This window comes from Pseudomonas versuta (assembly GCF_001294575.1).
Classification (GTDB): Bacteria; Pseudomonadota; Gammaproteobacteria; order Pseudomonadales; family Pseudomonadaceae; genus Aquipseudomonas; species Aquipseudomonas versuta.
The window spans coordinates 256,112-281,939 of record NZ_CP012676.1; the positions used below are offsets into that span (position 1 = coordinate 256,112).

At 58.9% G+C, this 25,828-nt stretch carries 20 protein-coding genes and 2 pseudogenes; 11 read left to right on the top strand and 11 right to left on the bottom strand.

Annotated elements, in window-relative coordinates; all coding sequences use genetic code 11:
* Positions 1 to 8 precede the first annotated feature (8 nt).
* The gene (locus tag AOC04_RS01200) at positions 9 to 1,466 is read left to right on the top strand and encodes a mannitol dehydrogenase family protein (RefSeq protein ID WP_060690789.1); all 1,458 of its coding nucleotides are present in this window, start codon (positions 9 to 11) and stop codon (positions 1,464 to 1,466) included.
* Between the two features lie 17 nt (positions 1,467 to 1,483).
* Positions 1,484 to 2,659 (top strand): mannonate dehydratase, encoded by a 1,176-nt coding sequence (gene uxuA, locus AOC04_RS01205; RefSeq protein ID WP_060696838.1) that lies wholly within the window; start codon positions 1,484 to 1,486, stop codon positions 2,657 to 2,659.
* A gap of 56 nt (positions 2,660 to 2,715) precedes the next feature.
* Here the strand turns inward: uxuA and AOC04_RS01210 are convergent, their stop codons facing one another.
* Together AOC04_RS01210 and AOC04_RS01215 are read right to left on the bottom strand one after the other, a co-directional pair.
* The gene (locus tag AOC04_RS01210; RefSeq protein WP_060690790.1) at positions 2,716 to 4,653 is read right to left on the bottom strand and encodes an autotransporter domain-containing protein; all 1,938 of its coding nucleotides are present in this window, start codon (positions 4,651 to 4,653) and stop codon (positions 2,716 to 2,718) included.
* A 403-nt stretch (positions 4,654 to 5,056) separates the two neighbouring features.
* Positions 5,057 to 5,944: an SDR family oxidoreductase gene (locus AOC04_RS01215; protein ID WP_060690791.1), complete on the bottom strand. Its 888-nt coding sequence runs from the start codon at positions 5,942 to 5,944 to the stop codon at positions 5,057 to 5,059.
* A gap of 116 nt (positions 5,945 to 6,060) precedes the next feature.
* On the opposite strand from AOC04_RS01215, the gene AOC04_RS01220 reads away from it, so the two are divergent.
* Positions 6,061 to 6,978 (top strand): LysR family transcriptional regulator, encoded by a 918-nt coding sequence (locus AOC04_RS01220; protein WP_060690792.1) that lies wholly within the window; start codon positions 6,061 to 6,063, stop codon positions 6,976 to 6,978.
* Positions 6,979 to 7,089: 111 nt separating this feature from the next.
* Here AOC04_RS01220 and AOC04_RS01225 read toward each other — a convergent pair whose 3' ends face one another.
* Positions 7,090 to 7,545, bottom strand: coding sequence for an Lrp/AsnC family transcriptional regulator (locus AOC04_RS01225; protein WP_060690793.1), 456 nt, complete (start codon positions 7,543 to 7,545; stop codon positions 7,090 to 7,092).
* Positions 7,546 to 7,692: 147 nt separating this feature from the next.
* On the opposite strand from AOC04_RS01225, the gene AOC04_RS01230 reads away from it, so the two are divergent.
* Both AOC04_RS01230 and AOC04_RS01235 read left to right on the top strand, forming a co-directional pair.
* Entirely contained in the window at positions 7,693 to 8,310 is a 618-nt protein-coding gene (locus tag AOC04_RS01230; protein WP_060690794.1) for a LysE family translocator, read from the top strand.
* A gap of 53 nt (positions 8,311 to 8,363) precedes the next feature.
* On the top strand, positions 8,364 to 8,753 hold the full coding sequence (locus AOC04_RS01235; RefSeq protein ID WP_060690795.1) for a c-type cytochrome: 390 nt from the start codon (positions 8,364 to 8,366) through the stop codon (positions 8,751 to 8,753).
* On the opposite strand, the gene AOC04_RS01240 is transcribed toward AOC04_RS01235, so the two are convergent.
* Both AOC04_RS01240 and AOC04_RS01245 read right to left on the bottom strand, forming a co-directional pair.
* Positions 8,754 to 9,083 carry a hypothetical protein gene (locus AOC04_RS01240; protein WP_060690796.1) on the bottom strand — a complete coding sequence of 110 codons (330 nt, stop codon included), beginning with the start codon at positions 9,081 to 9,083 and terminating at the stop codon, positions 8,754 to 8,756.
* Positions 9,084 to 9,183: 100 nt separating this feature from the next.
* Positions 9,184 to 10,089, bottom strand: a complete 906-nt coding sequence (locus tag AOC04_RS01245) for a LysR family transcriptional regulator (protein ID WP_060690797.1) — start codon at positions 10,087 to 10,089, stop codon at positions 9,184 to 9,186.
* A gap of 115 nt (positions 10,090 to 10,204) precedes the next feature.
* Here AOC04_RS01245 and argC point away from each other — a divergent pair, with 115 nt between their 5' ends.
* Positions 10,205 to 11,134 carry an N-acetyl-gamma-glutamyl-phosphate reductase gene (gene argC / locus AOC04_RS01250; protein WP_060690798.1) on the top strand — a complete coding sequence of 310 codons (930 nt, stop codon included), beginning with the start codon at positions 10,205 to 10,207 and terminating at the stop codon, positions 11,132 to 11,134.
* 41 nt (positions 11,135 to 11,175) lie between these two features.
* On the opposite strand, the gene AOC04_RS01255 is transcribed toward argC, so the two are convergent.
* Both AOC04_RS01255 and AOC04_RS23225 read right to left on the bottom strand, forming a co-directional pair.
* A complete protein-coding gene (locus tag AOC04_RS01255) occupies positions 11,176 to 11,619 on the bottom strand; it encodes a type VI secretion system amidase immunity protein Tai4 (RefSeq protein ID WP_060690799.1) in 444 nt (147 codons plus the stop codon).
* Positions 11,616 to 12,115: pseudogene (locus tag AOC04_RS23225) on the bottom strand (type VI secretion system amidase effector protein Tae4). The gene AOC04_RS01255 and the pseudogene AOC04_RS23225 overlap by 4 nt, the downstream one beginning before the upstream one ends.
* 820 nt (positions 12,116 to 12,935) lie before the next feature.
* Between AOC04_RS23225 and AOC04_RS01260 the strand changes: the two are divergent.
* The 3 genes from AOC04_RS01260 (at position 12,936) to AOC04_RS01270 (ending at position 16,017) form a co-directional block, all read left to right on the top strand.
* Positions 12,936 to 13,946 (top strand): zinc-binding alcohol dehydrogenase family protein, encoded by a 1,011-nt coding sequence (locus AOC04_RS01260; protein WP_060690800.1) that lies wholly within the window; start codon positions 12,936 to 12,938, stop codon positions 13,944 to 13,946.
* Between the two features lie 3 nt (positions 13,947 to 13,949).
* Positions 13,950 to 15,092: a mannitol dehydrogenase family protein gene (locus AOC04_RS01265; protein ID WP_060690801.1), complete on the top strand. Its 1,143-nt coding sequence runs from the start codon at positions 13,950 to 13,952 to the stop codon at positions 15,090 to 15,092.
* Between the two features lie 223 nt (positions 15,093 to 15,315).
* A complete protein-coding gene (locus AOC04_RS01270; protein ID WP_060690802.1) occupies positions 15,316 to 16,017 on the top strand; it encodes a FadR/GntR family transcriptional regulator in 702 nt (233 codons plus the stop codon).
* 12 nt (positions 16,018 to 16,029) lie between these two features.
* Here AOC04_RS01270 and pdxR read toward each other — a convergent pair whose 3' ends face one another.
* Positions 16,030 to 17,529, bottom strand: a complete 1,500-nt coding sequence (pdxR, locus tag AOC04_RS01275; RefSeq protein WP_060690803.1) for a MocR-like pyridoxine biosynthesis transcription factor PdxR — start codon at positions 17,527 to 17,529, stop codon at positions 16,030 to 16,032.
* 203 nt (positions 17,530 to 17,732) lie between these two features.
* Between pdxR and AOC04_RS01280 the strand changes: the two genes are divergently transcribed.
* Both AOC04_RS01280 and glyA read left to right on the top strand, forming a co-directional pair.
* A complete protein-coding gene (locus AOC04_RS01280; RefSeq protein WP_060690804.1) occupies positions 17,733 to 18,959 on the top strand; it encodes a benzoate/H(+) symporter BenE family transporter in 1,227 nt (408 codons plus the stop codon).
* A 97-nt stretch (positions 18,960 to 19,056) separates the two neighbouring features.
* Positions 19,057 to 20,321: pseudogene (glyA, locus tag AOC04_RS01285) on the top strand (serine hydroxymethyltransferase).
* Between the two features lie 288 nt (positions 20,322 to 20,609).
* Here glyA and AOC04_RS24010 read toward each other — a convergent pair.
* From AOC04_RS24010 to AOC04_RS01300, 3 genes are all read right to left on the bottom strand, one after another.
* Positions 20,610 to 21,521 (bottom strand): hypothetical protein, encoded by a 912-nt coding sequence (locus AOC04_RS24010; RefSeq protein WP_073514870.1) that lies wholly within the window; start codon positions 21,519 to 21,521, stop codon positions 20,610 to 20,612.
* 1,137 nt (positions 21,522 to 22,658) lie between these two features.
* Complete coding sequence (locus AOC04_RS01295) at positions 22,659 to 24,071, bottom strand: UvrD-helicase domain-containing protein (protein ID WP_060690805.1); 1,413 nt, start codon at positions 24,069 to 24,071, stop codon at positions 22,659 to 22,661.
* Positions 24,064 to 25,821 carry an ATP-dependent nuclease gene (locus AOC04_RS01300; protein WP_060690806.1) on the bottom strand — a complete coding sequence of 586 codons (1,758 nt, stop codon included), beginning with the start codon at positions 25,819 to 25,821 and terminating at the stop codon, positions 24,064 to 24,066. Before AOC04_RS01300 ends, AOC04_RS01295 begins: the two co-directional genes overlap by 8 nt.
* Positions 25,822 to 25,828 lie beyond the last annotated feature (7 nt).

Consider the following 25,828-nt stretch of genomic DNA (forward strand, 5'->3'; position numbering starts at 1 on the left):
GAGAAACGATGCCTGTCGTTCAACGCGTTCCCTCGGTGGCTGCCGAGGCCGGGGTCGGGATTGTGCATTTGGGCCTGGGAGCGTTTCACCGCGCTCATCAGGCGGTCTATCTGCAGCGTCATCTCAATCGCCACGGCCAGAGCCAGTGGGGGGTGTGCAGTGCCAACCTGCGTTCCAATCGCGCGCTGGTCGAACTGTTGCGCGAGCAGCAAGGGCGCTATTGCGTGGCCGAGTACCGTGACCGTGAACAGGTGACGTTACGCGATATCACGGTAGTGCGTGAAGCGCTGTACGTGGGCGATGGCGGGGCTGAACTGGAGTTGCTGCTGCAGCACATGGCCGCTCCGGGCACCCGGATAGTGACCCTGACGGTGACTGAAAAAGGCTATTACCTGAGCCCGGCCACCGGTCAATTGCAAGTCCAGGCCCCGGCGATTGTCCACGACCTTGCTCACCCCCGGACGCCACGGACCGCGCCGGGGATTGTGCTGGAAGCCCTGCGCCGCCGCTATGTCGCCGGGGTGCCGCCGTTCACCGTGCTGTGCTGCGACAACATGCCGGACAACGGCCAGCGCACCCGCCAGGCCGTGACTGGCCTGGCAGCGCCTCAGGACAGCGGCCTGGCGCAGTGGATCGCAGAGCAGGTGGCGTTTCCCGGTTGCATGGTCGACCGCATTGTTCCCGCGATGGATGCCCGGGCGTTCAGCCGCCTTGAGCAACAACTGGACTGCCATGACCGCGCGGCGGTGGTGTGTGAAAGCTTCAGCCAGTGGGTGATTGAGGACCACTTTCCCCTCGGACGCCCGGACTGGGAAGAAGAGGGCGTGCAGATGGTGGCTGATGTACGTCCGTTCGAAACCATGAAGTTGCGCCTGCTTAACGGCAGTCACTCGCTGTTGGCCTACATCGGTTTGCTGGCCGGTCATGAGTCGGTATTCGAGGCCATCAGTGATGCAGATCTGGCGCTGTTTATCCGCCGCTATATGGCCGAAGAGGCGACGCCAACCCTGGACATGCCGCCGGGCATCGATGTCGCCGGTTATGCCCGCGACCTGTGCGCGCGCTTTGCCAATGACAGTTTGCAACACCGGCTGCGGCAGATCGCCATGGACGGCTCGCAGAAACTGCCGCAGCGCTGGTTGCAGGGCGCCCGGCAACTACTGGATGCGGGGCGCAGCATTGATTGCACCGCACTGGGTGTTGCGGCCTGGATCCGCTATTGCACCGAACCGTTGCCGGGCCGCGAGGCGCAGGTAATCGACGATCCGTTGAGCGCCACCTTTGCCGATATTGCCGGACGTTTTGACGGCACCCTGCGGGTAGACGCTTTTCTCGACCTGGAGCAGGTGTTCCCGGCCGCGCTGTCGGCTCGCCCGGCCTTTCGTGATGCGGTGCAGCGTGCCTATAGCGCGTTGGAGCGAACCGGCATGGGCAAGCATTTAAAAACTTTTGCAGCACATAACTAACAAGAAGGGAGATGGACATGGAACAGACTTGGCGTTGGTTCGGCCCCAAAGACCCGATTTCACTGGCTGATGTGCGACAGACCGGGGCCACCGGTATTGTCACCGCGTTGCACGAGATTCCCAATGGCCAGGTGTGGCCGGTGGAGGCAATCGCGGCCCGCAAGCAGATGATCGAAGCCGCCGGTCTGACCTGGTCGGTGGTAGAAAGCATCCCGGTGCATGAAGACATCAAGCGCGGCTGTGGCCGACGTGACGAGTACATCGCCAACTATCAGCAGAGCGTGCGCAACCTGGCGAGCTGCGGCATCGATATCGTCTGCTACAACTTCATGCCGGTGCTGGACTGGACCCGTACCGATCTGGCCTGGGAGCTGGAAGATGGCGGCTGGGCACTGCGTTTTGATCAAACCGCGTTTGCCGCTTTCGATCTGTTCATCCTCCAGCGTCCGGGGGCTGAGGCCGAGTACAGCGCAGAGGATATCCAGCAGGCCAAAGCCTACTTCGAAGCGTTGACCCCGGCCCGCAGCGAGGCCTTGGTCAACACCCTGATTGCCGGTCTGCCGGGTGCCGAAGAGCATTACAGCCTGGAAGATTTCCGTGCCTTGCTGCGCACCTATGCCGATATCGACGAGACGAAGTTGCGTGAGCATCTGGGGCACTTCTTGCGGCAAGTGATTCCGGTCGCTGAAGAAGCGGGTGTGCGCATGGCGATCCACCCGGATGATCCACCGCGGGCGCTGCTGGGCTTGCCGCGTATTCTTTCCACGGCGGCAGACGCGCAATGGTTGCTGGATGCCGCGCCAAGCCCGGCCAACGGCCTGACCTTCTGCACCGGCTCTTATGGTGTGCGTGAAGACAACGATCTGGTGGCGATGGCCAAGCAGTTTGCGCCGTTCATTTACTTCACTCACCTGCGCTCAACCCGCCGTGAGGCTGACCCGCGCAGTTTCCATGAGGCTCACCACCTGGGCGGCGACGTCGATATGGTCGGGGTGATTGGTGCGCTGGTTGAAGAGGATCTGCGACGTGAACGCGAAGGCGGTCCACGGCTGCCGTTGCGCCCGGACCACGGGCACCAGTTACTGGATGACCAGCACCGCAAGAGCAACCCGGGCTATTCGTTGATCGGTCGCCTCAAGGGGCTGGCAGAAATACGCGGCGTGGAAATGGCGATGCGCCAACAGCTGGGCTGATCAGGGCATTGACCTGCAGGCGCGCAACGCGCTCCTGCAGGCAGTGCGATGGTGAATCAGAACAACCATTGAGCGCCGAGGGAGTAGCCGGTCTGGCTGCCCTCATCATTGCCAAGGCGGCCATTGATCTGGGCGTAAAGCCCCAGTTGCGGGGTGATCGCCAACTGGCTGCCGACCTGGGCCCGACCATAGCTCTTGTCGACGCTGCCCAGTTTTGCCCCTCGGGCTTTTCCGTCCGCGAGGCTGGTCAACAAGATGTCGTCCAGACGTCCGTCACCCATTTCCCTGACCCAGGCAATGTCGCCGTACGGCTGCAGGCTCATGCCGGCCGGCAGGTCGAAACTGCCCCGTACACGCCAGCCGAGGCTGGCCTGCAGGGAGTCGAAACTTTGCTCCTCATAGGTGAGGGCAGTACGCAGTTCCTGTTTTTCGTGGAACTTGTCGATCCGGTAATGGCTGTAATCAAGCCCGGCGAAAGGACCGCTTTTGATCGGGCCGACGTCCAAGTCATAGCCGCCGATAACCCGCGCACCGAGGCTGAGGGCATCGGTTTCACCGGTCAGCTTCTGACTCAGCAGCACCGGGCCGCCGTTGGCCTGGACCAGCAGATTGCGCTTGCTGTCGAAGCTGCTGTGCCCGGCGCTCAGGTCGCCTGCCAGCCATGCCGGGCCGCCGTCGTTGAGCAAGGCATAGATCGCCGCCTGCCAGCTGTCATTGTCGAGCTTGCCGCCATGTTCCAGCTTGTCGCGGCCATTGAGGTAACTGAGGCTGGCGCCCAGGGTCAGGCTCGGGGTCAATTGATAATCTCCCAGAGCATGCAGGCCCAGTCGCCGGCCTTCGTGGAAGGGGCCACTGTCTGCGGTGTACTCGCCATCAATGCCTATTTCGCCATCAAAGGTGCCCGCTTCACGAGTGGCCGACTGCAAGGTCAGCCAGCGCCGGTCCAGCAGGTTTACCTGAGCCTGGTGCTGACGTTGCAGACTGTCCTGCATCGCCCGGGCGACGGCCCCGCCAGACGCCGTTGACGCCATGAGGTCGGCATTGGTCAGCTCCAGCACCAGACGGCTGAGCAGGCGCGAATAGTCGCGCAGGCGCTGCTCGATACGCTCCTGGCCAAAGGCATCGGTGAGCACGGTTTCATTGTCTTTTTTGGGATCATGCCAGGTCGCTCCGCCGGGGATTGCCGGGTTGTCGGTCTGGGTGTAGCCGTCCATGTCCCCCAGTTCCCAGTTGGTGGCTTCGACGTAGAGCACCGGTATATTCAGTTTTTCAAAGGATTCGCCATCACTGCAGCAACCGGTGCCGGCAGGGTAGGCTGCGTCCAGACCGGGGTTGGTGTGCAGGTCGATATTGAGCTCTTTGGCCAGCTTGAACGCATGTTCGCGCAGTGCCGCCAGCCCCGGGTTGGTCGCACTGTTTTTGCCGGAGTGGGCATACATCATGTCGCCGGTGATCAGGCTGTCGAGGTTGATCATGGCCAGCATGTTGTCCTTCTGGCTGGTACTCAGGCTGTTCACAAAGGCCTTGGATCCTTGCAGGCCTTCTTCTTCGGCGCCAAAGCCGATCACCTGCAGCCCGTACTCCAGCGGCAGGCCGTTGAGATTGCGGGCGATTTCGGTGAGAACGCTGGCGCCCGAACCGTTGTCGTCGACCCCTTGCAGGGCAGGGCGACCGAAGTAGGTATCAAAGTGGGCGCCGACCACCACGTATTGCGCCAGTGTGCCTGGGGCATAAGCCACGACGTTTTGCGAGCTGCGGCTGTTACCGGCGCCCCAGGAAAAATCCTGGCGGGAGATGCTGTAGGCGTCGCCCATCCGGCTTTGCATCCAGTCGGCCGCCCCGGCGAAATTGGCCGTGCCCCGATAGCGGCCCGGGTAGTCATGAATCAGCTTGTCGAGGGTGTCACCAGCGTATTCGCCGTAGTCATAGGCCTGGCCTGAGGTTGACAGCAGGGCGCTGGCAACGCTGACAGCGAGTGCGAGAGGTTTGATCACAACGTCTTCCTTGAGTTTTTCTTTTTGGATTGAGGCATTACGTCTAGACCATTTGCAGGATGTGCGCCCCTTTATCGACTTCTTGAACAATTGACGCACAGCGTTAAGGGTTCGTCGCCAATGTGTAAAAGAGAACGGTTTTGAATTGAAACCCGGCGCTGCGGCGGTTCGCGAATGACCTGCAAGCGGGCAGGCCCTGGTGCAAGTGCTGCGAAAAGTAGCACGCAGATATCGATGCTTTTATGTAGGCGCTGGCTTGCCAGCGAGCTCTGCCTTGAAGCCAGCGGCGCTGCCATCGCGGGCAAGCCCGCTCCCACAGGGGGAGGGGCAGATATCGATGCTTTTCTGTAGGCGCTGGCTTGCCAGCGAGCTTTGCGCTGAAGTCAGGGGTGGTGCGAGGTGCTCAATAGGCAAAAGCGCTGCGGTGTTTTTGCACGAAATCTTCCCAGGTCACGGGCTGGCGGCCGGTGATGCCGGGGAAATTGTCGAAGGTCTCTTCAACTCCGGGAATCTGCCGTGCAGCCATGCGCGTGAAGTTGTCGTGCACGCAGGTCATGTAGGCCATTTCGGCTCCGGCCGCGCGCATGTTTTCCAGGAACACGTCAGGTGACTTCGCGTCGTAACGGAACGGCTGGCCCAGGAGTCGGGTCATGATGGCGGCAATGTCGCCGTAGGACTGCACGTCGTAGCCCAGGCGGTAGGTCTTGCCGGCATGTTTGAGCGGGTGCAGCAAGGTGTGTGCGGCGACGCGGGCGACGTCTTCGCCATCGACCCAGCTGAAACGCGCATCGCCGGTGTATTGCTCGATAACGCCTTCTTTCACTGCCTGGGTGCCGTCATAGCTGAGCAGATTTTGCATGAAGCATTCAGGGCGCAGGTGGGTGAACGAAAAGCCTGACCACTCGATGTAGCGTTCAACGAACTGGTGCCAGGCCCAGTGTCCGATGGTGGTGTCATCCCGTCCGCAGGCACCCAGATGCACGATGTGTTGCACCCCCGCTTTTTTCGCCTGATCCACAAAGGCCTTGCTCTGGCGCAGCATGTGGACGGTGTAGCCCGTCACCAGAAACGCGCGATCAATCCCTTGAAGTGCCGGGGCCAGGGTTTCTTCCTTGTCGAAATCCAGAATCACCGTACGAATGCCTTGGGCCTCGAATGGCTCGGCCTTGGCCGGGGAGCGCACGGCCGCCACCAGGGTGATGCTGTCATCGTTCAGCAGGTTGCGCAGGGTGTCGCCGCCGATCTGGCCGGTGGCGCCGGTAATTAGAACGACAGGTTTTTGCTGGGTCATGGGAGCGCCTGTTGGTTGAGGTATGTCATGGCCATCAGCTTACTGGGGAAAATTAGTCATATATGCGATACCTTTTACCGAATGTGTTGAATTGAATTCACTAATACGGGGCGAGCATGTTTTCTTCCGAGCGACTCAAGGGCATCGATGTGTTTGTGTGTGTCACCGAAGCCGGCAGTTTCAAAGCCGCTGCCGAACGCATGAACCTGACCCCGTCGGCAATCAGCAAAGGTATAGCCCGGCTGGAAAGCAGGCTTGAAGTACGTTTGTTCAATCGCACCACCCGGCGTCTCTCGTTGACCGATGCCGGAGCTGCTTTCTATCGGACCTGCACCGGGGTGCTGGCCGAACTGGAAGAGGCCGAGCTGGCCATGCAGGCTGAAAATACCGAGCCGCGGGGCAGAATCCGGATTGACCTGCCCGCTGCTTTCGGGCGGCTGCTGGCGTTGCCGGTAGTGCTGCAATTTGTGCAGGAACATGCGCTGTTACTGCCGCACATTTCGTTTTCGGACCGCTTTATCGACCCGGTTGAGGAGGGGGTTGATATCGTCGTGCGGGTCGGCGGTTCGGATGTATGGCCGGCGGCACTCGGGCATCGTTACCTGGGGCGTGAACGGCATGTGTTCTGCGCTGCCCCGGCCTACCTGAAGATCCACGGCAGCCCTGTGACCGATCGCGACCTGGAGCATCACCAGTGCGTCGCTTATGGCCGGGCAGACGGCACGGTCAGCCCCTGGCGTTTTTCCGGCAACCGGCCGGGTGAGACTGAGCGCCGGGTGATGTCTGCCAAGTACATCGTCGGTGATGGCCAGGGGCAGGTGATGACGGTAGTGGCGGGCTGTGGCATTGCGCAATTGCCGACCTGGCTGATCAAGCAGCATCTGGCCGACGGTTCATTGGTGCAGGTGTTGCCGCATCTGGCCAGCGAAGGCCTGGCGATCAATCTGGTGTGGCCAAAAAGCCGCCAGGCATTGCCCAAAGTCAGTGCTTTGCTGGATGCCCTGGCGGCCGGGTTGATGCCGCTGGACGGGTAATGGCAGCTGAACCTGTAGTCGCTGCCGCAGGCTGCGATAAGGGCCGCAGGCCCTTCGCTGTGGCCACGAACGCGCGATTGCTGGGCAATCCATCGCAGCCTGCGGCAGCGACTACGACAGCGGCAGCACCCGGTCATGGATCACGCTTTTCATCACCAGGGTGGAGACCAGCCGCTGTACGTTGGGCAGCGAGGTCAGGCGCTCGTCGTACAGTTGCTGAAAGGCCTGCAGGTCTTTGGCGATGACTTGCAGCAGGTAGTCCGGATCGCCGAACAGCCTTTGCGCTTCGATGATTTGCGGGATCTGCGGTAAGGCTGCCTCAAAGTCTGCGACTGCCTGGCGGGTCACTTCGCGCAATGTCACGAACACAATCGCAGAAAAGCCCAGGCCCAGTTCTTTCGGCGCCAGCAGGGCCCGGTAGCCCAGGATCACCCCCGACTCTTCCAGTGCCCGCACCCGCCGATGGCAGGGCGAGAGGCTGAGCCCGACGCGGTCCGCCAGTTCCGTGAGAGAAAGGCGGCCATCCCCATGCAGCTCAGCAAGAATCTTTCGATCAATTCGATCCATCTGGAAGATCCTTCTAATGGCGACGCGCCTGATTGGGATAAACGAAAGATAATCCTATCAGCATTTCTCTAATCTTCTACTGGCAGCATTCGCTTGACCCGGCGCACTGCACAACCTCCCGGTTAGCTCATAGAAGGCAGACATTCCGTGACTCTCAGCATAGTGGCCGCCTTTTGGGCGGTGTCTTTTCTGTTCATCATCACCCCCGGCGCGGACTGGGCTTACGCGATTTCTGCCGGGATGCGCGAACGCCGGGTTGCGCCGGCTGTGGCGGGCCTGCTCTCGGGGCATTTGCTGGCGACCCTGATTGTGGCCGCAGGTATCGGCGCGCTGCTGGCCAAAAGCCCGCTGATCATGTCGCTGCTCACCCTTGCCGGCGCCCTGTATTTGCTCTGGTTGGGGATTGGCATGATCCGCCAGCCTTCCACCCCGCAGGCCGGACAGGCGCAGGTGGCGGACTCGTGGTTTCGCTGGGTGTGGAAGGGCACGTGCGTCAGCGGCATGAACCCCAAGGTGTTTCTGCTGTTTCTGGCCCTGTTGCCGCAGTTCACCGACCCCCTGTCGACGTGGCCGGTCCCGGCGCAAATCATGGCCCTGGGCGCGTTGCACGGGGTGAGTTGCGCAGTGGTGTATCTGTTGGTGGGGTTCAGCGCCCGGGCAGTGTTGCAGACCCGTCCGGGGGCGGCGAAAAACGTCAGCCGGGTGTCCGGGGCGGTGATGATCATCATTGCCCTGATCTTGCTGGCGGAGCAGGTTTTGCATTGAGCCTGTAAGATTGCCGGCGAGCCCGATCCTGACACCTGAATGTGGAACCGCCGATGAAACCAGCAGCGTTACTGACCCTGGCCCTGATCCTTGCAACCGGGTTCACCGGCACCGCCGCTGTCGCGGCTGGCGATGCCGAGGCGGGAGCCAGACTGTTCAGCAAAACCTGTGGCGGCTGTCACAGCGTCGGCGAAAACGCCCGGGGCGGGTTCGGACCGCAGCTCAACGGGATAATCGACCGGCAAGCCGGGACCACGGCGGACTACCAGTACTCCGACGCGATGAAAAACTCGGGTGTGGTGTGGACGCGGGACAAACTGGCCGCGTACATCGAGGCGCCGAAGAAAGTGGTCAGCGGTACGCGGATGATTTTCTGGGGCATCAGCGACCCGCAGAAGATCGACAACTTGCTGGCGTACCTTGAAACCTTTCAGGGGCAGTGATCACAGAATGTCTTTGAGGTAGTCCCTGAGTGTCAGCAGCGGGGCGTTGAGTTGCTCCAGCGTGCGGGCGCTTTGTACATCCAGCGACAGGCGCCCGAGCTCGCGGCCCATGGGCTTGTCGTTGCCGCCCAAGGCGTTCATGGCGAGGCCCAGGCAAGCATCGAGCTTGGCCTGAATGGCCGCGATATCGCCCTTGCGTACCAGCAGGGCAAAGACCTCGCGCTCGTAGTCCGCCATGACCAGGTCGTCGCGCAATATCGGGCTTGAGCCTTCGGTCTCATAGGCCAGTTTGAGCGCGAAAAGGGCGACTGTTTCCAGTGGCAATTCCATGAAACGGGTTCCTGTGCAGGGGTGCGGGGCGGCGATCATCGCTGTTCTGTCTGTGAAACAAAAGCCTTGGACCTGCGCGCCCCGAGAAACCGGGGGACGCTTAGCAAGTGACACCATCGGCCCGCTCCGAGCTCAAGCCCCACAACACATCCAGTACATGTTGCGTGGACCGCTCGACATCGCCGTCACGGTGGGCAATCCCGAGCTGGCGCCACAACAAGGGCTCTAACGGGCGCATGGCGATCCGGCTGTCAGGCAACGGGGTGCAGGCTTCATGGGGCAATAACGTCGCACCATAACCGGCCGCCACCAAGCTCTTGATTGCATCGTTGTAGTTCAGCTGGATCCGTGGAACGGGCTGGTGCCCATCACTGGCGAACCAGTCCGAGGTCAGGCGCGAAAGACGGGTTGTGTTGTCATTCAGAATCAAGGGCTGAGCGGCCAGCCAGGCGGGGGTCACTACATCGGGGCATTGCCATCGGGCCGGCAGGAAGGCCATGACCGGGTCCCGGCGCCACGGCTCGATCCGCAATTGTTTGACCGAGGTCTGTGGCAGCGCCACCAGGCCGATCTCCAGAGAGCCTTCGGCCAGCCTGTGCAAGGTTTCCCGCGAGGTGAGCACTGCGACCTGCACATCGATAGCTGGATGGCGTTGATTCAAGGTCTCCAGCGCTTGCGGCAGCAACTGGGCGATGGCGCCGGTGGAAGCGCCCAGGCGCACGCGTCCGGCCAGCCCTTGCACCTGTCGTTGCACGTCTTCAAGTGCTTGCTGCGCATCCGCCAACAGAGCGCGTGCACGTTCCACCAGGGTTGCGCCAATGGCCGAGGGCTGGACCCGGCCGCGGGTGCGCGACAACAGCCTGGCGCCTACTCGCGACTCCAGGTCGGCGATATGCAGACTGACCGTGGGCGGGGCCAGGTTCAGCACCCGGGCCGCCTCGGCAAACGAGCCCAGGTCAGCAATAGCGACAAGTGTGCGCAGCCGGTCCAGGCTGATTTCACGCATTGGAGCGGTCCTTGTTCAGAAAATCTGAAGTTTATCGTTTGGAAATTCAACTTTTCCTATCTTAGCCCCTCGCTGAAGATTGCCGCTCCTGATTTCCTGAGTCCGAGAGCATTCCATGGCAAGTCCTCTGATCTTCATCGACGGCGACCAAGGCACCACCGGGTTGCAAATCCATCAACGGCTGCGCGGGCGTTCCGATCTGCGCTTGATCACGCTCGACCCCGAGTACCGTAAGGATGCCCGGCGTCGTGCCGAAATCATCAACGCCTGCGACATCGCGATTTTGTGTTTGCCCGATGACGCGGCACGAGACGCTGTAGCGAGCATCGAAAACCCTGGCGTTCGGGTCATTGACGCCAGCTCGGCGCACCGTACCCACCCGGACTGGACCTATGGTTTCGCCGAGATGAACCCGCAACAGGCCCGGCGTATTGCCACGGCGCGGCGGGTCAGTAACCCGGGTTGCTATCCCACCGGCGCGATAGGGCTGCTGCGTCCATTCCTGGAAGCCGGTTTATTGCCCGCGGACTACCCGATGACCATTAATGCCGTGTCGGGTTATTCCGGCAAAGGGCGGGTCGGGGTGGAGGAATTTGAAGGGGAGGGCGCCGCGCAGGTGCCGGCATTTCAGGTTTATGGTCTGGGCCTGGCGCACAAACATGTTGCGGAGATCCAGCAACAAAGCGGCCTGCTGGAGCGGCCGATGTTTATCCCTGCCTATGGTGCTTTTCGCCAGGGCATCGTGCTGACTATACCTTTGCAACTGCGCCTGTTGGCGCCGGGCGTGGACGGGCAGCGGTTGCATGAATGCCTTGTGCAGCACTACGCCGATACGGCCCATGTCCAGGTGATGGCGCTGCAGGAATCCAAAGCGTTGACCTGCCTTGATCCTCAGGCGCTGAACGGGACTGATGATTTGCAATTGGTGGTCTGTGAAAACCAGCAGACCGGCCAGGTGTTGCTGGCTGCTGTATTCGACAACCTCGGCAAGGGCGCTGCCGGAGCTGCGGTGCAGAATCTGGATTTGATGATGGCGGGGGGCTGATGGAGGTTACGCAAGCGGGATGCTCAATTCGGTGCCCTGGATCACTGATTATCCTGCCTGTATTTATGCTCGGGATTGATGACCAGATCCTTTGTCTGTTCGTCCAGCTCGCTGCTGTGATAGAGGTCCAGACATTTCAGAAAGTCGAAACGTACATCCTTGATTTCCGGTTCGACTAACGGATTGTGGTAATTGCGCACCAAATAACTATCTACCAGGGACTTGATAGCAACTGGCGCCCTTTCCATGTCGTACTCGGTCCAGTCGCGTAATGCACTCACACTACTGCCGGCATCAATAGCAGCACTCTTGTCATTCTGGTAGGCGTTCGCGACACAGGTGGCCAGGATCATGTCTTTATAGTTCTGGGCATGGGGACGTGCCCCAGCGCCTGGAAAGCTAAACTGGCTGTTCTGTGCATGGCAAACTGACAGATAGAGGGCCAGGGCCGAAACAGTCAGGCCACCTCTCCAGATTATGTTCATGGCAAATTCCAAAAGTTAGCGCGGTCGGTGCTGTATCTCGCTTCTGGTTCATTGAAGTAACACGGGTCGTAGCAGATATTGCCATCGAACAGTGTTGCGTGGCCTTGAGCATCTGACCAGCCTGTAACTTCAAACAGGATTAGCCCCTTCTACCGGCAAGGGATCCTCCACCAGCGGGCGGGTATTTCAGGATATCAGGTTGCCCCCAACGCTCCTCGAGGAATGCTACAAGATTCCTTACCCGGAAAAAATATTGGCGATTGTCCGCTCCTGATACTGTCTGTCCTGGAGTTTTTGGAATGTTCATGCCAGATTGATTCAAAATATAACTAATTCGAACAGCACAGGTATTACTCCAGCATTGTTGGGGTATGGGGTTGTTGATATTCTTTTCAACATATCCACCAATTATTTGTGCAACTTTTTCGCCGGAGTTCACAGGGTCGTAAATTCGCTGTGAAGCAGCCCAGGCAACAGAGAAAAAAGGTCGAGTCATTTGTTATCCTTGGTTTTTATTTGGTCAAGCCATGCGTCATGGCAATAGCTTTGTTCATTGAGGAAGAACCCTGTGTCGGCCGCTATTTATTGTTATGTATCCAGCAGATTCGGAGTCTAAATCAGCGGGGTTTAAATTCATGTCGCTCCTTGTTTTCAACGCTTCTGGTGGCGATGTATTTAAAGTTAAAGTCCATAGCGTTACTTGGCTTTCTGTCGGGTAAAGACATCCGCTGCGATTAACCCACTCTCTGCGCAATATGTAGAACAGCATTTCCAGGTGTGAATAAGCCAGACATCAGGCTGATCCGATCTTCGGTGGGCTGTTGCTCTGTGCAGGGCGAATTGTCCAGCGTGCGAAGAGTTTCAGGGGAGAGTGGGTGGGTATAAAGCGCGTGCAGCGATCCATTCACGTTGATGCTCCAAGGGTGTCAGCAGCGCTGCACCTTGAAGCCGTAACCGTCGAAAATAAATCAGAGCCCTCTGAAAAATAGTCGTCCATGAAAAATTGCATCTGCGCTCCCCCCAAGCCCTGAGCAAAGCCATGTTCCAAGAGCATCAAGTGCTCCCGGCGATCACTCGCACCTGATATCAATCTGGTAAGGCCAATTCATATTTTTTATAAACTGGTCTTGCCAATGTATTTTGCCGCGTGTAGTTTTCGAGCCGTGATCATCCAGGCGGCATTCACGCTGCACACAATAAGAGGAGATCCGCATGCCCTGGTTCTATCTCCCGTTGCTGCAGCTCCCGTCGCTTCCCGCCCCCTGGTCCGCCTTGGCCAAAACCCGTAGCCCGCGTGCTATTGCCGGAGAATAAAAATGCTGACTGTGATCTGTAACGAGCCGCGTTCGCTCACGGCTGTCCAGAGGCCGATACCCGTGCGCCAGCCCGGCGAAACCCTGATCCGGGTCAAGCGCGTGGGGGTGTGTGGCACTGACTTGCATATCTTCTCCGGCAATCAGCCCTACCTTGAATACCCTCGGGTCATGGGCCACGAGTTTTCCGGCATCGTCGAAGCGAGCGACGAAGGCAGCGGTCTGGTGGCCGGTGATGTGGTCTACGTGATGCCGTATATCTCATGCGGCACCTGTATTGCCTGCAGCAAAGGCAAGACCAACTGCTGCACCCGGATCCAGGTGCTCGGCGTGCACTGCGACGGCGCCTTTACCCAGTACCTGAGCGTCGCCCACCCGTTCATCCACAAGGCTGACGGGGTGTCCCTGGATCAGGCGGCAATGATCGAGTTCCTGTCCATCGGTGCCCATGCGGTGCGCCGCTCTAACCTTCAGGCCGGGCAACGGGTGCTGGTGGTCGGCACCGGTCCCATCGGTATGGCGGCGGCGATTTTCGCCGGGTTGCGCGGCGCCAGAGTCACCGTGCTCGATACCCGTGACGACCGCCTGGATTTTTGCCGCAAGCACCTGGCCATTCACGCTGCAGTGAAAATCGGCGAGGGCGACAAGCAAGCGCTGGCCGACCTTACTGAGGGCGACTTTTATGATGTGGTGTTCGACGCCACCGGTAACGCCCGGGCCATGGAGCGCGGCTTCGAATTTATCGCCCACGGCGGCACCTACGTGATGATCTCGGTGGTGCGTGATTCGATCACCTTCTCCGACCCCGAGTTTCACAAGCGCGAAGCCACCTTGATGGGCAGTCGCAACGCCACGGTCGAAGACTTCCGCTACGTCGAGCAATGCCTGCGCGACGGCTTGATCCCCGATCAGGCACTGAACACTCACCGCATTGCGCTCAGCGAGGTGGTGGAACTGTTCCCGACCTTGCTCGACCCGCAGCAAGGCGTGGTCAAAGCCATTATCGAGTGCTAGGCCATGAGCGATAGCCATCAATTCCCGCCGATCCTGCAGTTTGGCACCAGCCGTTTTCTCCAGGCCCATGTCGATCTGTTCGTGTCCCAGGCGCTGGAGCGCGGCGCTGCCCTGGGCCGCATTGCCGTGGTGCAGACCACCGACAGCCCGGCCAGCACTGCCCGCACTGCGGCGCTGGCCAGCGGCACGCCATACCGGGTGCTGATCCAGGGGGTCGACAACGGTCAGGTGGTCGAGCAAAACCTCCAGGCTTCGGCGATCAGTCACGCGCTGCAAGCTGGCGAGCAGTGGCCGGCGCTGCGTCAGAGCTTTGTCGAACAGGTCAAAGTGGTGGTTTCCAATACCGGTGACCGTGGTTATCTACTGGATCCACGGGACACGTCCGCGCTGCTCGCCCCACAGGCTGCGGCGCCGATCAGCTTCCCGGCCAAGCTTCTGGTTTTGCTCCACGACCGCTGGCAACACGATGCGTGCTCCACGCTGTCGCTGTTTCCCTGTGAACTGGTGGCGCGCAATGGCGATGTGTTGCGTGACCTGCTGGTGGCGCTGGCACGTAGCTGGGCGCTGGGCGAAGGATTCCAGGCTTACCTGACGCAGAACTGCCGTTGGGCCAACTCGCTGGTCGACCGTATTGTTTCCCGGGCTCTGGAGCCGGTGGGGGCGGTGGCCGAACCCTATGCCCTGTGGGCGATCGAGCGTCAGGAGGGGCTGACGCTGCCCTGCAGCCACGAAGCCATTGTGCTGACCGATGACCTCGATCATTACGAGCGCCTCAAGCTGTTCACCCTCAATCTGGGCCACAGCTATCTGGCCGAGCGCTGGCTCAGTGACGGGCGCCCCGAGGACGAGACCGTATACCAGGCGATGCATAGCCCGGCACTGCGCGCCGATCTGGAAACCCTGTGGGCCGGTGAAGTGCTCCCGGTATTCGCTGCCCTCGGCCAGCTGGATGCCGCCCGGCGCTATATCGACAGTGTGCGTGAGCGCTTCGCCAACCCGTTTTTACAACACCGCCTGGCCGACATTGCCACTAACCATAAAGACAAGAAACAGCGACGCTTGCTGCCCCTGATCGAGCTCGCCGCGCGGGTTGCGCCGGGCCTTGAGCAACCGGTACTGCGGACCGTCCTGCTCAGCCAGCATTGAGCGGCGCACCAGAACTGTTGAGGATCCACCATGAACCTTGCACGCTCAGCCTTACGGGGACTGAGCCCGGGAGATGATGTTGCCGTTGCGTTGAGTGCAGTCGGTACTTGAGGCGACATCACGGGGCAGATCCGCAGATGGTTTGTCAGTGCCTGCCGAGGTTTCTCCAGTGTGCCCGGGCCTGTGTGATAGCCTTCGGCATCATTTCCCGGACTCTGCCCCGATGGTCTCCTCGTCTCCTCATACAGAGCGCAAGCTCTACCAGAAAATTGCCGACCGGCTGCGTGAATACATCGCCCAGGGCGATTTCAAGGTGGGTTCGCGCTTGCCGGCCGAACGCGATCTGACGCAGTTGCTGGGGGTGTCGCGACCGTCGTTGCGCGAGGCGCTGATCGCGCTGGAGATCGAAGGCAGTATCGAGATCAGGATGGGTTCGGGGGTGTACGTTGCTGCGCGCCTGCAAGAGGGTGGTGCACCCACTGTGACCCTCGGCGAGAGCCCCAACGAACTGATGCAGGCCCGCGCGCTGATCGAGGGCGAAGCGGTGGTGCTGGCCTGCCTGCACGGCAAAAAAAGCGATTACCGCTATCTGCAGGATTGCATCGATGCCATGCGCGCGAGCATCGAAGCCAGTCGCCCGCCGCTGGCGGATGACCGCAAGTTTCATCACCGACTGGCAACAATGACCGGTAACTCGGCGCTGGTGCGGATCATCACCTCGCTGTTCGACGAGCGCCACAGCCCGATTTCATCGCACCTGAGCGAACACTCGGAAAACCCCGGCACCTGGGATGCGGCAGTCATCGAGCACGAAGCGATTCTGCGTGCACTGCAATGCAAGGACGTGATCGCCGCGCAAACTGCCATGCGCCAGCATTTGCTGTGCTCCGAAGCGCGCTGGATGGTGGCGCTGGAAGCGGAGTAAGCGCGGCACCGGCTACCCGGTTTTCAATGCCCTGGCCAGACGCTGCATGGCTACCTCGATTTCATGCGCGGTCAAGGATGAGTACCCCAACAGCCAGCCTTGTTTCTTCTGTTCGCCGGCATACAACCGGCTGAGCCCGGCGAGCTGTATGCCCGCGCTGGCTGCCTGGCGGATGGTTTTTTCCTCGCTGCGGCCGGGGTTCAGCAGGCAGGCAATTTGCAGCCCGCCGGGCGGGGGCAGGGCGGTGACGATACCGTTCAGGTGCTTGCCTATGGCGTCGAGCATGACGGATCGGCGCTCGGCATACAGCTTGCGCATGGACCGCACATGGGCGTTGTAATGCCCGTCTTCCATAAACCGCGCCAGGGTCAGTTGCAGGATTTGCGGGGTGTGGCCGTCCATGATGCTGCGCGCACAGGTAAAGGATTTGACCAGCTCCCGGGGCAGCACGATGTAGCCCAGCCGCAGCCCGGGGGCGAGGGTTTTGCTGAAGGTGCCGATGTAGAGAGTCCGCTGATACTTGTCCAGGCCCTGGACGCAGGCGGTCGGTTGTCCGTCGTAGTGAAACTCGCTGTCGTAGTCATCCTCGATGATCCATTTGCCTTTCTCGGCAGCCCAGTTGATCAACTCCAGGCGCCTTTCCAGCGTCAAGGTCACGCCAGTGGGGTATTGATGAGAGGGCGTGACATAGACGCAATGGGCACCGCTGCGGTCGGCATATAGCAGGTCGGTACGGATGCCCAGGTCATCGACATCAATGGGCAGTACCCGGGTTTGTGCGGTTTCAAAGGCCTTCCTGGCACCGTAGTAACCCGGGTTTTCCAGCAGGATCGGTTTACCGGCATCTACCAGCAATTGCGCGCACAGGAAAAGTGCCTGGCGAGTACTGCTCAACACCAGGATTTGCCCGGCGCTGCATTTGGCTCCGCGCTCCAGGTTCAAGTAGGTCGCAATGGCTTTGCGCAGCGGCTCGGCACCCTGGGGGTCGCCATGCAACAGCACCGTAGCGCGGTAGTCTTTCATCACCTGACGTTGCAGACGCTCCCAGACCCCGGTGGGGAAGGTGCGGGTTTCCGGCAGGCCGGTGGCAAACGCCTTTACCACCTGCTGATCGTTTACGCCGCCACTGTCCAAGATCATCCGCCCGCGCTGACTCAGCCCGGTACCTGCTGGTGCGTGGCTGCTTTTGACTTCCTGGGCCTTGATCCGCCGGCGCGCTGCGCCGCGCAGTTCGTTGCCCAGGGTTTCACTGACATAACTGCCCGCACCCTCGCGTCGCACGATAAAGCCGTCACGGTGCAACTGCACATAGGCGTTCTCCACGGTGTCGCGGGCAACCCCCAGTGACGTCGCCAGACCCCGCGTCGCTGGCAGTTTCAAGCCGGGCCCCAGAGCACCTTCGAGAATCAACTCACGCAATGCGCGCTGAATTCTCTGGTGCAAGTCCAGCAACTGAAACTCGGCGTCGTTGAGGCGCATTTTCAGGGTTTCGAGTTCGAATGTTGTTGCCATGCGGTCTGCCCTGATTCAAGAAACTGGTCTGCAAAGGCAGGCCAGTCTATCCGTAGAATTGCCCCCTCGCTACTGACTGCGCGCTTCTTGTTCTCCTGAAAGTGGTCTGGTCTGATGTTGACAAGTGTCAGACTCGGGCATGCCATTCAAGGGGTATGAATCAGTCCGTTTTCAACATCCGTTTTGCAAGGAGCAAAGACCTCATGCCGGTAGTATCTGCGCCGCCCCTGCGTTTATCCGACCTTGTGCCTCCGGTGGTCGCCGGGCTGATTTCAGTCATCGTCAATTACGGTGGCACCTTCATCCTGGTGTTTCAGGCGGCCAGGGTAGCCGGGCTCAGCTCCGAACTGACGGCGTCCTGGGTCTGGTCGGTATCGATCGGCGTGGGGGTTACCGGGCTGTTTCTCAGTTGGGTGAGCCGCGAGCCCATTATTACGGCCTGGTCGACACCCGCCGCGGCCTTTCTGGTGGTCGCTTTGTCCGCCACGCCCTACGCCGAGGCAATCGGTGCCTACATGATTTCAGCTGCCGCATTCGTCCTGCTGGGGTTGTCCGGCTACTTCGAAAAACTCATCCGGATGATTCCTCCCGGCGTCGCTGCGGGCCTGCTGGGCGGGATCTTGTTGCAGTTCGGTATCGGTGCGTTTGGCGGCATGAGCGTTGATCCGGTACTGGTGGGGTTGCTGATCGGCGCTTATGTGCTGTTCAAGCGCTTTACTGCACGCTACGCGGTGGTCGGCATTCTGGTACTGGGGCTGGGGTATCTGCTGGCGCAGGACCGAGTAGACCTGTCGGGTCTGGCGCTGCAGTTCGCGGCCCCGGTCTTCACCCGGCCCGAGTTCTCGATCAACGGTTTGCTCAGTGTAGCGCTACCGTTGTTTCTGATAACCCTCACCGGTCAGTACATGCCGGGCATGTTGGTGTTGCGCAATGATGGTTTCAAAACCAGCGCCAATCCGATCCTCACCGTTACCGGGCTGGGCTCCTTGCTGATGGCGCCCTTCGGCTCCCATGCCTTCAACGTGGCGGCCATTACTGCAGCCATCTGCACCGGCAAGGACGCTTCGCAGGACCCGTCCAGGCGCTGGATAGCCGGGGTGGCCGCTGGTGTGTTTTACATTCTGGTGGGGGTTTTCGGTGTGACCCTGGCGGCCGTGTTCATGGCGCTCCCCGCCACGTTCATAACCACGTTGGCCGGTCTGGCCCTGCTCGGCACGATCGGTTCCAGCCTGGCCAACGCCATGGCTGACATCAAATCCCGCGAAGCCTCGCTCATCACCTTTCTCGCGTCTGCTGCCAACATCACCCTGCTGGGAATTGGCGGTGCGTTTTGGGGTTTGCTGATCGGTCTGGCGGCCTACGCGCTGCTCAATGGGCGCTGGCCGTCGCGCAAGGCGTCACTCGCCAAGACCAAGGAAGTCTCGCGCTGATGTGGGTCCAGCCGCACAAACCGCCCCCAACGCCCCGCGGGCCGACTCGGTGCCTGTAATACATCGGCTTATTTTCTGAACCAGGGACCCTTTGATCATGTACGACTCAACGCTGACTCTAGAAACATTCGACGCCGAACTGTGTGAGGCGATTCTTAACGAAGAGCATCGCCAGGAGGATCACATCGAGCTGATCGCCTCCGAAAACTACGCCAGCCCTCTGGTCATGCAAGTCCAGAACTCCGTGCTCACCAACAAGTATGCCGAGGGCTACCCCGGCAAGCGTTACTACAGTGGTTGCGAGTATGTCGATGTAGCCGAGCGCCTGGCCATCAAGCGGGTAAAGGCCCTGTTTAACTGTGACTACGCCAACGTCCAGCCGCATGCGGGGGCCCAGGCGAACGCAGCCGTTTTCCTGGCCCTGGTTAACCCCGGTGACACGGTGATGGGCATGAACCTGGCCCAGGGTGGGCATTTGACCCACGGCAACCCGGCGAACTTCTCGGGCCGTCATTACAACATTGTCCCTTACGGACTGGACCCGCATACGGGGTTTCTCGACTACGACGAGATGGAACGTATCGCCCTGCAAACTCGCCCCAAGATGCTGATTGGTGGTTTCTCTGCCTATTCGCGACACAAGGACTGGGCGCGCATGCGGGCTATTGCCGACAAGGTCGGGGCTATTTTCTGGGTCGACATGGCCCACGTTGCAGGCCTGGTCGCTGCTGGCGCATACCCGGACCCCTTGCCGCACGCCCACGTAGTCACCAGCACCACGCACAAAACCTTGCGCGGCCCGCGGGGCGGGTTGATTTTGTCCACCGGACAAGACGAAGGGTTCTACAAAAAACTCGACTCTGCAGTATTTCCGGGTGTCCAGGGCGGCCCGCTGATGCACCAGATCGCTGCCAAGGCTGTGGCCTTCAAGGAAGCGCTGGCACCCGGGTTCAAAAATTATCAGACACGCGTGGTGGTCAATGCCCGGGCCATGGCTGCGGTGCTGCAACAGCGGGGTTACAAAATCGTATCAGGGGGACTGATAACCACATGATGCTCATCGACCTGTCTGACCGGCCTTACACCGGCAAGCATGCCGATGCGGCCCTGAGCAATGCCTGGATCACCGCCAACAAGAACTCGGTGCCCAACGATCCGCGTTCACCGTTCGTGACCTCGGGACTGCGAATCGGCACGCCGGCAATCACTACCCGGGGTTTCGGCACGGCCGAATGCGAACAAGTGGCTGGCTGGTTGTGCGACATACTGGACGCCCTGGCGGTCGGTGACAGCGACAAGGTGGCGCACGCCGTACGCGAACAAGTTGTGGCGCTCTGCCGCCGCTATCCGGTTTATAGCTAACCGCTAAAATCCGGACCACAAGTGGGGATACAACTGATAGGTGGGGGACAGGGCGGGGGTAGATCGTCAGGCACAAAAAAACCGGCTCAGTGGCCGGTTTTCCTGTGCTGCGAGTCCTGTTAGAGACTTGCAGATACTGCTAGATGGTGCCCGAGGGAGACTCGTGTGTTCTATATAGACCGTGGCTTGTAGAGGAATTATACATTCAGGGATACAGGCAGGGATACACGCTTGCTCTCGCTAGCTACCCTGCAGCTGGATCAGTCTGATGCTGAGCCTACTATTTTTTCAGCGTTTAGGATAAGTGATAGTTCCAAGCAGGCCACAAATCAAACGGTGGTCAGTCACATTAAAGATCGCTGGATCATCCTTGTCCTGCTCGCCAATGAAGAAGACCCAAGGACGGTCTTTGCTATTTTTCTTCTTCGCCTCAATCCCCTCCTCACGTAGCACGTCAATTTCAGTTCGCACGACGGTGCGTTTAGCTTTCGACCATCCTTCCCTACAGACACGAATCTTGTAGGGCCGGACTAGTTTTGGAGGATCTTTGACCCACTCACCCGCAGACAGGTTGATAAATAGATCGTCCCCCTCTTCTTCAGGTTTGCTCCAGTGAAGCTCCGCGTAGAAGATTTTAGACCGGGGGAGAGTCTCTACTCCCTCACCTCGTAGCTTTTTGAAGGCGTATTGGTAAGTGGTGTCGTCGATACCAGGCACTTCAAGAGACATGTCCCGATCATATGGAAAATCGATAAACGCTCTGCAAATCGGACGGATGCTATTCGCGGAACGCCGTCCTTTAGGTCTCGCTTCGCCTCCATCGGTGGACCGGCCTTTGCTGACGCTGGTCGTTTGGGCTGTAGAGGGAGGTAGGTCAGAGCCGACAACAGTCCTTTCATTACGAAGGGTTAAGCGCGCCGGAGATAACGATGCGCTCGTTTCTAGTTCGTTGCGGACGCTTCCCTTCTTCCCTTTGGATACGGTTTTCTTTTCACCCTCGATGTCACAATCTTCAAAATGGTCTTTGCCGCGAGCGCTGCGAAAGTGGGGACGCTGCAGATTAGATTTCTGATATGAGGCCGGGAACACATCAAGTTTGCAGCCTGTGCAGATGTACCCGTAGGTGTCCACCTCCGGCAATAGCCAAAGATCCTCTGCTTCAACGATCTCCATGGTTTTTTTGTCGCGTGCCGATTCCATAACCACTCCTTTAGTTGAGCTTCAGCGTACCACTTGGCTGGGTGACCAGAAAATGCCGGGGGCCCCTGCGGGAAATCATCGGGTACGGGGCAGGAAACCCGCGGGATTTTTTTAGCAGCAGGGCACCCAGCTTATTGAAATTTCAATCGTTGAAATTTAAAGGTATTGAAGAAAAGAGGAGGGGTGGGTCTTGGCCCGCAGCAGGGCACTGGATGTGTTGCTGATAGTGAACACCTAGGTGAGTCAACTGGGTCAACCGGTCAAGTGTGGTCAACCAACTTTGGAACCCAGCCACTAACGATTTCGTGCGGGTTTCCTGCCCCGTGTCTCCTCGAAATGCCCAGGGTTCCCAGCGGCTCCTGAGCCATAGTGCAAATGCCCTGGTGAACCAGCAGTTCACCTGGTTCACCTGTTCACTAAGCTGTGCACTTTTCCTCTAACACAATCGCGCGGGTTACTCGCCCCGTGTCGAGGGGCAGTCCTCAGGGGCCCCGACACAATCTGGGTGCCTGTTAACCTGAGTTAACTGTTAACCGAATTTTTTCTTCGGTCACACACCCGAGCTCACGGGTTTCCTATCCCGTAACTAGGTGAATCGCCCCGGAGCCCATTCATTTTGAAATTGAGAGGCATGCCCGTGATCTAGGTCGCTGGAGGTGCAATCATTTATGGGGCTCGGGGGGGGGCTCTAAAATTTGGTGTTACAGGTGTTACGCGTGTAACGTTAACGCATAGCCTATTGTTTTATATGGTATTTATTTAGTTACACCACTGTGTTCTATCGTCAATACGTGGTGTTACAAGCGGTTAAGGTGTTACATTTTTCCGCTGTGTCTCGAATTGGTCGCCACTGAGTAGCAGCGGTCATTCTACTCAAATCATCCTGGCCATGACTTTCCCTCGACAGCGCTTCACCGGCTATGACTGCAGACTTAAGAAACCACGTTGCAATACCCGCATCAATGGAGACAATTGGCTAACCTCCAGACGATCCAGCGCCGATATGCCACCGCCAAGCGCAACGCGGCCAGCTTCGCAAAAGAACCAAGTCTGCCAAAACCACGATTAATAGTGAGACGCAGAATTTTACGGGCGCGGTGTTGAGGAACAGGACTAGTCTTCGGTGCGAAGCGGTTCCTACCATTTCAGTATCTGAGAGCTTGAGCAGATGATGAGCTGCTTGCTGCCCCGCGTCATCGCGACATATAGGTTTTCAGCATTCATTTTCTCTGGTTCAAGAATGACAACAACGTCCGCCTCAAGTCCTTTTAACAACAAGGTGCTTCCCACAGACCTCGGGCGCATCGTACGAGGCATATGCCTAAAACGCTCTCGTTCCCTCACTGCCGCTGCGTGGAACGTCACGGTCCCGTTCACTGCCCGTAGCGCTTTTGAACACAAGCGCGTGATGTCAGGTCGGAATGCAAAAACACCAGCGGTATCGTAGAAGGCGTCGAGCATATCGGCGGCACTACGATGAGACGGGGCTCGTAGATAAGCCAACGCAATCTCTTCGATACTAGTTGCCCTGGCCTGTGCCCTTCCTGCATGGAGCGAGCGAGTTCGAGCAATCAAGTTTTTTGGCGACAGTCCAGAAAGTAGGTTGCCAAAGTAGCTCACCGCATGGTCCAGAGACAATTGGGTAGTTGGGTCAAATACCGCAGCGAACTTCATGAAATCTACCATGTCGTTGGCTTCAACCATGGTCGAGCGCGACCTGCGAGCGGTATCCCACTGACTGTCCTTGCTTTTTGAATCTGCAATGATGAGAGCTGGGCCTGCAAACTTCCGCTTTGCAGTGACGAGACGTGTCTCGCTCATCTCGATCGCTGTACCTTTAAGACGAACCCACTCCACTCCCTCTGGAACTTTGGAAAGGTCAATAGAGCCGCCAGCGCGACTCAGAGCTGGACGAACTGTGTTGAGAAGCCATTCGCCAACCTCAGGTGCATCTGCATTTTTCCAGCGCCAAGGCTCTGCCTTCCACATCAAAGGGGGGAAAGCAGCAACCACCTCTTTGTGCCAGTCGACTACTGGGCCGGAGAAGTTGAATATAACTTGAAGAGGATCACCCAAAACCACCGTAGGAAGTAAGTCCGCGAGCGCGAGAATCATTTCATGCTGCAGGCTTCCGCAATCTTGGTACTCGTCGACAATTACTCGCGAATATGTCGCTGAGACGATTTTATCCGCATGACCTGCTTTGAGGACGTCAACCGCTGCCTGCCGAATTGCCAAGTAGTTTGCATTGTTACCTTGTAGCTGAAGAACAGCCGGCGCGAGACCCGAGCGTTGAGGAAAACATTGGACCAAGCGAATGGCCCAGCTATCAAGCGTTGCCACCCGCGCGGCGGTACTGCTTACACCGAGCGTCTTCAATCGCTGCTCGAGGGCTGACTTACCAGCATTAGTGTGTGTCAGCACAAGGGCGGGCTTGCTGCCCTCATTTCGCAGGAGCGAAGAGGCGATGAGTTGCGTCTTACCACATCCCGCAGGGGCGCTGACACTTCCTCTGCGGTGCGAGAGGATGTCCAACTCACCGTTACACATCGGACCGCCTAAACAACTCAGAAATCGGACGTTTGAGCTCTGGAGAGGCGTTCTTCATCCAAGGGCCAACTACTTGCTCTCCCACCATCTCCATTTTGCTGATGGACTTAAACCAGCCTTTCCGGCCCGGACCAGCCTTGGAGTCCTTTGTTGAGAGTTTAGCGGCCTTGCCCAAGAACGCTCGTTCTTCGTCTTGATACGCGGCATCTCCGCCAACTAGGCTTAATGCAGTCTCCAAGTCGAACTGTTTCTTGGAGACTTCTTCCAAGGCTCCGCCGACCAACTCTTCAGAGTTGAGCTCAATGGCCAGCTTAATGAGGGCGTCCACCCCATGGTCAGGCAGCCACTTGAACAGGGCCTCCTCGAGAGCGAGAGAGTCGCCCCAGGTACAAACAACGACACCATCCATCTCAGCGGCGTCTAGTGCCTCTTTTGGAATGATCACATCTGCGTCCAAGAACGCTTTGGTTCGGTAGCCCCATTGGGCAAAAATCTGAGCACGCTCCAAGATATGCTCCGGATTTCTCCCTCCGGCGTCGACAAACGCAGTTGCATTCGCGTATGCAGATTGCCTTCCTTTCGACACTAGATACCGGTCAATACCTCTAAGAAGCCCGACCTCGCTAGCGCCTTCGCAGATAATCACAGTCCTTGCAAGAAATGCCTCCGGGTAGAGGCGGGCAACCCCCTGAATAGTGTTCTCGCTGCTAACCAAACGCATCTGGTGCTGTCCGCCCTTCTCTTTGCGGACGATCACGAGTTGGTCACCACTCAGCTCCCTCACCGCAACGGCAGAATGGGTTGTCATGAAGACCTGAAGCGGGGCTTCTGCGTCCTTGGATCCGAGAGAGTGCAGCAGGCTGATGACGCGATGCGGTTCAAGCCCATGCTCGACCTCATCAACCAACAAGCAGCTTGATGCAGAAGAAGCTTCCCGATGAAGAGCCGCCAGTAGCAGGCGGCTGGAACCCGTGCCAAGGTTGCGGAGGGGAACCCCTCCATCAGAATGCAGCGCAATCGCCCCGTCTGAGAAGGAAAGCGCCTTCGCATCTAGCAACGCCTTCGCCTTGTTGCCAACGTCAATGCCCATCTCCTTAGCTTTGATCGTCACTAGGTCGAGTATGTCACCAATCTTGGCTCCAGCCTTGTCCCCAAACGCAAGCCGGGCCTCCCTTGCCGCCGATACCAAGTCGTTCCCTACAGCAAGTTTTTCTTCCGACAGGCGCGCCAGCACCGAACTCTTAGTCCATGAGAGATTGGTGCTCGAGTGATTGCCAATGCGACTCGGTGCAAGCATCGCTTTGTCCTTCCACTGGAGTTGCCGCTGGTACGGATCGGACTCTGTCCGCTTCGAGTACAGGGCTCGTTTGGGATCTAGATCGTCTCCGACCAACAACTGGAGTGTCAGAACAACCTCTAAGCCATCACCGGGCTCATCTTCGACAATACCGCTGGCAGCATTGAAGCCGCGCAGAATCTCACCTAGGGAATCCAAATCCATCAGATGGTCCGGGAGCGCGCCAACCGTTACCCTGATGATGATCGGATTGGAAACATCCATCCCATAGAAGTCTGCGTCTGAGAACTCTATATTGCGGCGCACAGACATACAGGCTTCGATTGCATCGAGAATTGAAGTCTTTCCGCTATCTCCAGGTCCGATGAGGCAATTAATCCCTTCGCTAGGAGCCCAACTGAGCTGTTTGATTCCTCGGAAGTTCTGAATTTCGACATGCTTTATTCGTGCCATACCCGAG